Annotated in this window: 6 protein-coding genes; 5 read left to right on the top strand and 1 reads right to left on the bottom strand. The window is 42.1% G+C overall.

The features are described 5' to 3' along the window. Window positions 1-174 precede the first annotated feature (174 nt). From CL42_RS15275 to CL42_RS15255, 5 genes are read left to right on the top strand one after another with little or no spacing between them, the layout of a single operon-like run. On the top strand, window positions 175-2,268 hold the full coding sequence (locus tag CL42_RS15275; protein WP_035270539.1) for a TonB-dependent receptor: 2,094 nt from the start codon (window positions 175-177) through the stop codon (window positions 2,266-2,268). Continuing rightward, window positions 2,268-3,284, top strand: a complete 1,017-nt coding sequence (locus CL42_RS15270; RefSeq protein ID WP_035270536.1) for an ABC transporter substrate-binding protein — start codon at window positions 2,268-2,270, stop codon at window positions 3,282-3,284. The genes CL42_RS15275 and CL42_RS15270 overlap by 1 nt, the downstream gene beginning before the upstream one ends. Beyond that, window positions 3,281-4,297: a FecCD family ABC transporter permease gene (locus CL42_RS15265; RefSeq protein ID WP_035270534.1), complete on the top strand. Its 1,017-nt coding sequence runs from the start codon at window positions 3,281-3,283 to the stop codon at window positions 4,295-4,297. The genes CL42_RS15270 and CL42_RS15265 overlap by 4 nt, the downstream gene beginning before the upstream one ends. Then, window positions 4,294-5,058, top strand: coding sequence for an ABC transporter ATP-binding protein (locus CL42_RS15260; protein ID WP_035270530.1), 765 nt, complete (start codon window positions 4,294-4,296; stop codon window positions 5,056-5,058). Before CL42_RS15265 ends, CL42_RS15260 begins: the two co-directional genes overlap by 4 nt. A 2-nt stretch (window positions 5,059-5,060) precedes the next feature. Then, window positions 5,061-5,564, top strand: coding sequence for a GNAT family N-acetyltransferase (locus CL42_RS15255; protein ID WP_035270527.1), 504 nt, complete (start codon window positions 5,061-5,063; stop codon window positions 5,562-5,564). A 54-nt stretch (window positions 5,565-5,618) separates the two neighbouring features. Here CL42_RS15255 and CL42_RS15250 read toward each other — a convergent pair. Then, window positions 5,619-6,252 (bottom strand): epoxyqueuosine reductase QueH (locus tag CL42_RS15250; RefSeq protein ID WP_035270524.1); only part of this gene is annotated, 634 nt, incomplete at its 5' end.

Raw genomic sequence — 6,252 nt, 5'->3', positions numbered from 1 at the left:
TTTTTTTTGCCTCTAATTCATATCTTGTATACAAGAATGTACACAAAACTAATCCAGCGATGCCAGAACAACATTTGCTTAGTTTTAGTGCATAAATTTAATGAATAGTGCACCAATTTGAATTCAATATTTGTAAACGCATCAATATTGTGCGTATAAATGAGGATAGTTTTTTTGAGATCTCGTGTAACTTTATTAATAGGTTTAACTGGCATCAATCAAGGGGTGTTTGCAACAGATCAGGTCAAAACCCTAGATACGATTTATGTCAGCACAGCTTTAGCCTCAGAATCTGCACAGCACGCTCAAGCGCTTACCAAATTTCAGCATGATCTATTCGATCTCCCGTTTAGTAAAAGTCATCTGTCGCAAGACATCATCCAGCAGCAAGATATTCAGCGCATGGATCAAGCCCTTAGCATCGTGAGTGGGGTACTGCATCAAAATAATTATGGTGGGGGCTTTTGGGATAATTATTCATTCCGGGGATTTCAAGGCAATCCCAATATGGGTGTGGATGCCATTCGTAATGGGCTGAGTGTCAATCGTGGCATTTCTGCACCTAAAGATATGGTGAATATTGAATCACTGGATTTTTTAAAGGGTCCGAGTGCATCACTGTATGGGCGTGGCGAGGTGGGTGGGGCATTGAATGTCACCACGAAAAAACCGAAATGGACGTCTGAAACAGCGCTCAATCTTCGTGGGACAACACAAGATGAATATCGTTTGAGTCTAGAACAGACCGCACCAATCAGTGATGCGTTGGCGTATCGAATGGCAGTTGCAGTTGAGGATAATCAGTCGTTCCGTGATCATGTCAGTAGCCAACGTTTATTTGTCGCACCGCAATTCTCATGGAAATTATCTGAAAATACCCAAGTGCATTTAGATACTGAATTTACCCAGCATTTAGGCACATTTGACCGTGGTATCACGGCTGTAAATAACCAGTTATTGATGGATCCAAAGACCTTTACCGGTGAGCCTTCTGATGATGATATGCGCGTCAAAGACAATCTCTATCAAGTTCGATTAAAGCATCAGTTCAATGACGCATGGCAGATGAATGCTGCGATCAGTTATAAAGACGCCCAGATGGTGGGCTATTCGACAGAACCACGCAAATTACAAGCAGACTTAGAAACGCTAGAGCGTCAGCGTCGTCATCGTGATTATCAGACCGATGATATTTTGCTCCAAGCTGAAGTACTTGGCCAACTGCAACTCGGTCATGTTCAGCATGAATTTGTACTCGGTGTAGAAACAGGGCGTTTAGATTTTATGCAACGTCAATTGCGTCTCAATCACTCGGCTGCTCAGCCCAATTGGATCAACATTTACGCTCCTATTTATGGGCAATTTAGCCCTGAACTGCCTTTACATACCGATTCGGATGAACGTCAGCAGTACATGGCTGTGAATGTACAAGATCAGGTCTTTTTTAATGATCAATGGAATATTTTATTCGGTGGTCGATTCGATCGTGTCGAACAGCGCTTCATCAACCATCGCACGCAGTTCAAGGATCAGAGTACAGCACAAAAGTTTAGCCCACGCATAGGCCTTAATTACCGTCCTACACCAGCACTGTCTGTATATAGCAATTATGGTGAAGCATTTTCCATGAATAATGGCATGGGTCGTACAGGGGAGACGTTTGCACCTGAAACAGCGAAAAGCTATGAAATCGGCGCGAAATACCAATGGCAAGATCACAGTATGCTTAGCATCGCCTTGTTTGATATGAGCAAAAAAAATGTCCTGATGACGGATGCCATTGATCCAAACTATGAAGCTGCGGTTGGTGAAGTGAAAAGCAAAGGGCTCGAAATTGACTTCAACCATCGTATCAATGACCAGATGATGGTGTCAGCAGGCTACGCCTATATGGATGCCAAAGTCAGCAAAGATGATGTACTTCCAACAGGCTCAGCACTGAGCAACGTACCCAAACATAGCGCACATGTCATGGCAAGTTATGACCTTTGGCAAAATGTGCAACAAGCGGCAGGTCTAAATTTCAATCTCCATTATGTCGGGCAACGCAGTGGGGACAGCCCAACCAATACGGCTAATGGTTTCAGCTTACCTGCCTATACCGTATTGAACCTTGGGGCTTATTACCAAGCAAATCCAAATTTACGCTATCAACTGAATATTCATAATCTGTTAAACGAGGAATATTATCTATCCAGTTATAGCCATGTATGGATTCAACCCGGTGAGCCGATCAAAGCAGCGTTATCGGTACAGTGGCAATATTAATGCAAAGATTTATTGTCATTTTACTGAGCTGTGTACTGTTGGGTTGTACGGCAACAGAGCAACCGATATCAGCAAAAATACAAAGCCCAACATCGCACTGTGTGGTTGATAGCTCAGAGACCGAAGTCTGCCTAGCTCAGCCAGCACAGCGTATTGTGTCCTTGTTTGAATCAGGTTTAGACGGGCTATATATGTTGGGGCAGGGTGCAAAGGTCGTGGGGATTCCTGCTGAGGTCTATTTACAGACCTTGTTATTTAATGCTTATTCCAAAATGGATCCACGTATTGCCAATAAGCAACTCGCTACACCTTCACAAGGCTCAAATGCCACCAACATTGAAAGCTTAATGCTATTAAAGCCAGATTTGGTGATTTTAGGTAGTGGGCAAACACAAACCATTCAATTGCTTCGACAATTTGGTATTGCAGTCTATGTGATGGAATCAGGCACTTACGATCAGGTGAAAGAAGAGCTGTATGAAATTGCACAGCTTACAGGTGCTGAGCAACGGGCTAAAGAAATTCTGGATTTTTCAGATGTGCTTCTGGCTGAAGTGGCACTCAAAACCTCAAAGCAAAAATATAAGCAATCAGTGTATTACGCATGGTCAGGTGGGCGAATTTATTCAACCTCAGGACGCAAATCGATTACCAATGATTTTATTGAATTGGCTGGGGCTTACAACATCGTTAAGACAGAGACCAATCAACCGAATGTTAATCCAGAAACGTTGATTGAGTGGAATCCTGACAATATTGTGCTGTGGAATACCGACCCAAACCTGATTTATCAGCGTAAAGAATTGCAAGGTCTAAAAGCAGTACAACAACAGAAAGTGTTTAATCTCAGCCCTGCATTTATCTATAACCCACATACAATCAAAATTATTGTGACTGCGATTTATCTGCATCATCACATTTACCCTGACACCTCAGGCTTAGCAGTTGAAGCCTTGCAACTCAAAATTTTAGAGAAACTCTATGGTCAGAAAATTGCCAAGGGGTTGATGTCATGAATAAGGCAAAATTGAAATACACCTGGTTTTATCCATTGCCGATTCTGCTGATTTTTATGTCGCTGTTACTAGGACCGAGTCAAACATTAAGCGCAGGGGATTATGCACTGTGGTTTATCCAGTGGATGTTGGGTACAGCGTATTTTGATGCGCAACAATTTAGCTTGATGCAAAATATTGTCTTCAATATTCGCCTACCACGCATCTTATTGACCTTTATGGTCGGGGCTGCTTTGGCAACAGCCGGCAATGGCTTGCAAGCTTTGTTCCGCAATCCCTTAGTGGATTCCTATGTGCTGGGGATTTCATCAGGTGCCGCCTTTGGTGCCGCCCTAGCATTATCTTTGAGTTGGTTATCGCCCAATTTATCGGCGTTTATTTTTGGCGTATGTGCAGTGGCATTAACCTATGTGTTTGCCCAGCAAAAGCATGAAAGCCAAACTTCATTGGTGATGGTGATTTTATCCGGCATGATTATTTCAGGTCTGTTTTTAGCAGGACTGACCATTATTCAATATTTAAGTGATCCTTTTAAATTACAAGCGATCGTGCAGTGGACCATGGGGAATTTACATCAGGCATCGTGGCAGAAAGTCCAATATGCGGTTGTGCCGATTACGGTGGCTTTAATGGGCTTATACGCCATGCGTTGGCGCTTGAATCTGATGGCATTGGGAGCTGATGAAGCACAAGCTGTGGGGGTGAATCCGAAGTGGGAGCAACTCATACTGATTGTATTGGTGACGCTATGCACCTCCACTTCAGTGGCTGCCGCAGGCATTATCAGTCTATACGGACTATTTATGCCGCATATTGTGCGCATGCTGGTCGGCCCTGACCACCGCTACAGTATTCCTGCCAACATGATTCTAGGCGGTAGTTTTTTACTGCTGATTGATAATTTTTCACGAGTTTTACTGAGCTTTGAAATTCCAATCGGCATTTTCACCATGCTCCTCGGTGCGCCATTTTTCTTATTATTAATCAAAACACAAAGGACGGCTTGGGCATGATTTATATTGAACAGTTGAACTATGCCTATGGGCATAAACACGTGTTAAAAAATATTCAGCTTGAATTTCCAGCCCATCAGTTCTCGGTGATTTTAGGTCGCAATGGTTGTGGCAAATCGACCCTATTTAAACTGATGGCAGGTTTAGAACAGACCACAGATGGGCAAGTACTTTATGCAGGTCGAGCTTTAGAAAACATAAAAGGTAAAGAAAGGGCCGCGCTACTTGGATTTTTACCGCAGTTCCATAAAACGGTTTTCCCATTTTTAGTTAAAGATGTGGTGATTACAGGTCGGGCTGCATTTAGTCGATTTCGTCCATCTAAACAAGATTGGGACATGGTCGATCAGGCTTTAGTTGATCTCGATATCGAGCATTTAAAAGAGCGTCCTTATACGGAGCTATCAGGCGGGGAACGTCAATTGGTGATGATTGCCCGTATTTTAGTGCAAGCACCGAAAGTGATTTTATTAGATGAGCCGACCAATCATTTGGATGTCTATTATCAATCTTATTTGATGAAAAAACTGCGTCAATTGTCACGGCAGAATTTTACTGTGATCGCCATTATGCATGACCCGAATTTGGCATTTTTATTTGCCGATCATTTGTTCTTTATGCGTGAACATGAAGTGATTCGCCCTGATTCAAAAGCGCGTCTCACAGATCCGAAATTTTTAAAAAGTGTTTACGATGTCGAGTTTCATGAAGCCATGATTCAAGACAAGACCATTGTTATCCCTGATCATTCTTGGTTGTAAAAATGAATTTAACGTTTGAAACACTGCAATCCGCCGATCAATCTGTCATTCAATTTGCTTTAGAGTCACGCCAGCTTTTATTTCCGGAACTGTATGGCGCGCGTATTCCCAAAGATATTACCCAGTTTGCGCAGTACTATGTGGACAGTCCTTTAGGCTGTTTTATCGTGGTCAAAAATCAAGCCAAAATTATTGCAACGATTGCTTATCGAGCTTATGACGGACGTTTTGATTTGGATATTGCTGAAGGTGCTGTTGAGGTGGTTAAACTTTTTGTACTGCCTGAATATCGTCGTCAAGGCATTGCTACGCAACTGTGTCAGTTGTTATTTACACATGCCGAGCAACACGGCATAGAAACCTTGTATTTGCATACACATCCCTTTTTACCTGCAGCGGAGCAATTTTGGCGTTTACAAGGTTTCGACGTGATTAAACGTGAGTGGTTAAAAACTTACAATACCATTCATATGTTAAGAACTATAAAATCTGGTCAACGATTTTGAAATTTAGCCATAAGCTTAATTATTTATATAGATTATAGCTAAATACTGAAGTAATCAGTCTAGATCATCCAGAGCATTTGAATAGAATTTCACACCTATTTTGATGCGATCACGCCCTTGGCTCATACGCCAACGATTAGTATCACGTAAGGAATAGACGCAACCACAATATTCCTGTTGGTAAAACTCCTCTTTTTTGCTGATTTCGAGCATACGCACAGCACCACCATTCTTACGCCAGTTGTAATCCCAATAAGTTATCCCTTCATAATGTGAAGCTGAACGATGACCACAGTCGTTGATTTGCTTCATATCTTTCCAACGGGAAATACCAAGCGAACTACTTATTAGACTGAAGCCATTTTCAGCTGCATATAAAGCTGTACGTTGAAAACGCATGTCAAAACACATAGTACAACGAATGCCTTTTTCAGGTTCATTTTCCATACCTTTGGCGCGTGCAAACCAATTGTCTGTATCGTAATCACAGTCGATAAAAGGAATGTTATGTTTTTCGGCAAAGCGAATATTTTCTTCTTTACGAATTTCATATTCTTTGACAGGATGAATATTGGGGTTATAAAAAAAGATCGAAAAGTTGATGCCTGATTCAATCAGGGTTTCCATCACTTCACCCGAGCATGGTGCACAGCAGGAATGAAGTAGAAGTTTGTCGTGACCTGCTGGG

This window comes from Acinetobacter sp. Ver3 (genome assembly GCF_000632455.1).
GTDB lineage: Bacteria > Pseudomonadota > Gammaproteobacteria > Pseudomonadales > Moraxellaceae > Acinetobacter.
This window is presented reverse-complemented; position numbering and strand designations above follow the sequence as displayed.

Excerpts from the sequence above, each read along its gene's own strand:
- CL42_RS15270 (WP_035270536.1), top strand. The coding sequence starts at position 2,268 with ATGCAAAGATTTATTGTCATTTTACTGAGCTGTGTACTGTTGGGTTGT.
- CL42_RS15265 (WP_035270534.1), top strand. The coding sequence starts at position 3,281 with ATGAATAAGGCAAAATTGAAATACACCTGGTTTTATCCATTGCCGATT.
- CL42_RS15260 (WP_035270530.1), top strand. The coding sequence starts at position 4,294 with ATGATTTATATTGAACAGTTGAACTATGCCTATGGGCATAAACACGTG.
- CL42_RS15255 (WP_035270527.1), top strand. The coding sequence starts at position 5,061 with ATGAATTTAACGTTTGAAACACTGCAATCCGCCGATCAATCTGTCATT.